The organism is Burkholderia sp. Ac-20392 (assembly GCF_017104585.1).
GTDB lineage: Bacteria > Pseudomonadota > Gammaproteobacteria > Burkholderiales > Burkholderiaceae > Burkholderia > Burkholderia lata.
In genome coordinates, this window is record NZ_JAAGPB010000793.1 from 1 (window position 1) to 2,811 (window position 2,811).

2 protein-coding genes and 1 pseudogene are annotated in these 2,811 nt (G+C 68.2%); all 3 read left to right on the top strand.

From position 1 onward, the window contains the following. Nucleotides 1–33: 33 nt before the first annotated feature. Nucleotides 34–1,710 (top strand): flagellar basal-body MS-ring/collar protein FliF, encoded by a 1,677-nt coding sequence (gene fliF / locus G3N99_RS38280; RefSeq protein ID WP_241012062.1) that lies wholly within the window; start codon nt 34–36, stop codon nt 1,708–1,710. Then, nucleotides 1,700–2,695, top strand: a complete 996-nt coding sequence (fliG, locus tag G3N99_RS38285) for a flagellar motor switch protein FliG (RefSeq protein WP_011353514.1) — start codon at nt 1,700–1,702, stop codon at nt 2,693–2,695. Before fliF ends, fliG begins: the two co-directional genes overlap by 11 nt. Next, a pseudogene (locus tag G3N99_RS38290) lies at nt 2,688–2,811 on the top strand (flagellar assembly protein FliH); the annotation flags it as partial. The gene fliG and the pseudogene G3N99_RS38290, both read left to right, overlap by 8 nt.

Sequence of the window (2,811 nt, forward strand, 5' to 3'; positions counted from 1 at the left end):
TCCCGCTCCCCCGGCCGCCCCGCGGCGCCCGCGTTGCCGGGCGCGGGTGGCGCAGGCGCGGACTTCGGGCTTGGCGGCTTCGCGGAACGCATCCCCGGCATCTCGCGGATGAAGGGCAACCCGAAGCTGCCGTTCCTGATCGCCGTCGCACTCGCGGTCGCCGTCATCACCGCGCTCGTGCTGTGGAGCCGCGCGCCCGACTACCGCGTGCTGTACAGCAACCTGTCGGATCGCGACGGCGGCGCAATCATTGCCGCGCTCCAGCAGGCAAACGTTCCCTACAAGTTCGCCGATGCCGGCGGCGCGATCCTCGTGCCGTCGAACCAGGTGCATGAAACGCGCCTGAAGCTCGCCGCGATGGGGCTGCCGAAGGGCGGCTCGGTCGGCTTCGAGCTGATGGACAACCAGAAATTCGGCATCAGCCAGTTCGCCGAGCAGATCAACTACCAGCGCGCGCTCGAAGGCGAGCTGCAGCGCACCATCGAATCGATCAACGCCGTGCGCGGCGCGCGCGTGCATCTCGCGATCCCGAAGCCGTCGGTGTTCGTGCGCGACAAGGAAGCGCCGAGCGCGTCGGTGTTCGTCGACCTCTACCCGGGCCGCGTGCTCGACGAGGGCCAGGTTCAGGCCATCACGCGGATGGTGTCGTCCGGCGTGCCCGACATGCCCGCGAAGAACGTGACGATCGTCGACCAGGACGGCAACCTGCTGACCCAGACCGCGTCGGCATCCGGCCTCGACGCCAGCCAGCTCAAGTACGTGCAGCAGGTCGAGCACAACACGCAGAAGCGCATCGACGCGATCCTCGCGCCGATCTTCGGCACGGGCAACGCGCGCTCGCAGGTCAGCGCGGACCTCGATTTCTCGAAGATCGAGCAGACGTCGGAAAGCTACGGCCCGAACGGCAATCCGCAGCAATCCGCGATCCGCAGCCAGCAGACCAGCAGCGCGACCGAACTCGCGCAGGGTGGCGCGTCGGGCGTGCCGGGCGCGCTGTCGAACACGCCGCCGCAGCCGGCTTCCGCGCCGATCGTCGCCGGCAACGGCCAGAACGCGCCGCAGACGACCCCGGTGAGCGATCGCAAGGACCAGACGACCAATTACGAAGTCGACAAGACGATCCGCCATCTCGAGCAGCCGATGGGCAGCGTGAAGCGGCTGTCGGTCGCGGTCGTCGTCAACTACCAGCCGGTCGCCGACGCGAAAGGCCACGTGACGATGCAGCCGCTGCCGCCCGCGAAGCTCGCGCAGGTCGAACAGCTCGTGAAGGATGCGATGGGCTACGACGAGAAGCGCGGCGACTCGGTGAACGTCGTGAACAGCGCGTTCTCGACCGCGAGCGACCCGTACGCCGACCTGCCGTGGTGGCGCCAGCCGGACATGATCGCGATGGCGAAGGAAGCGGCGAAGTGGCTCGGCATCGCGGCCGCCGCCGCGGCGCTCTACTTCATGTTCGTGCGCCCGGCGATGCGCCGCGCGTTCCCGCCGCCCGAGCCGGTCGCACCGGCGCTCGCCGCGCCGGAAGATTCGGTCGCGCTCGACGGCCTGCCGGCACCGGAGAAGACCGAGGAGCCCGACTCGCTGCTGCTCGGGTTCGAGAGCGAAAAGAACCGTTACGAACGCAACCTCGACTACGCGCGCACGATCGCCCGCCAGGATCCGAAGATCGTCGCCACCGTCGTGAAGAACTGGGTGTCCGATGAACGCTGAAGGCTTGACCAAGAGCGCGCTCCTGCTGATGTCGATCGGCGAGGAAGAGGCCGCGCAGGTATTCAAGTTCCTCGCGCCGCGCGAGGTCCAGAAAATCGGCGCCGCGATGGCCGCGCTGAAGAACGTCACGCGCGAGCAGGTCGAGGACGTGCTGCACGAATTCGCGAAGGAAGCGGAGCAGCACACCGCGCTGTCGCTCGATTCGAGCGACTACATCCGCTCGGTGCTGACCAAGGCGCTCGGCGAGGACAAGGCCGGCGTGCTGATCGACCGCATCCTGCAGGGCAGCGACACCAGCGGCATCGAGGGCCTGAAGTGGATGGACTCGGGCGCCGTGGCCGAACTGATCAAGAACGAGCATCCGCAGATCATCGCGACGATCCTCGTGCACCTCGACCGCGACCAGGCGTCGGAAATCGCGTCGTGCTTCACCGAGCGGCTGCGTAACGACGTGATCCTGCGGATCGCGACGCTCGACGGCATCCAGCCGGCCGCGCTGCGCGAACTCGACGACGTGCTGACGGGCCTGCTGTCCGGCAGCGACAACCTGAAGCGCAGCCCGATGGGCGGCATCCGCACCGCGGCCGAGATCCTGAACTTCATGACGAGCGTGCATGAGGAAGGCGTGCTCGAAAGCGTCCGCCAGTACGACGCCGAACTCGCGCAGAAGATCATCGACCAGATGTTCGTGTTCGAGAACCTGCTCGACCTCGAGGATCGCGCGATCCAGATGGTGCTCAAGGAAGTCGAGTCGGAAACGCTGATCATCGCGCTGAAGGGCGCGCCGCCGGCACTGCGCCAGAAGTTCCTCGCGAACATGTCGCAGCGCGCGGCCGAACTGCTCGCCGAGGATCTCGACGCGCGCGGCCCGGTACGCGTGTCCGACGTCGAGACGCAGCAGCGCCGCATCCTGCAGATCGTGCGCAACCTGGCCGAGAGCGGCGCGATCGCGATCGGCGGCAAGGCGGAAGACGCGTATGTCTGATTCGGCGAGCGATCGCGCGGGCACCCTCACCGCGTACCAGCGGTGGGAGATGGCGTCGTTCGACCCGCCGCCGCCCCCGCCGCCGCCCGACGACGCGGCAGCGGCCGCCGCCGCGC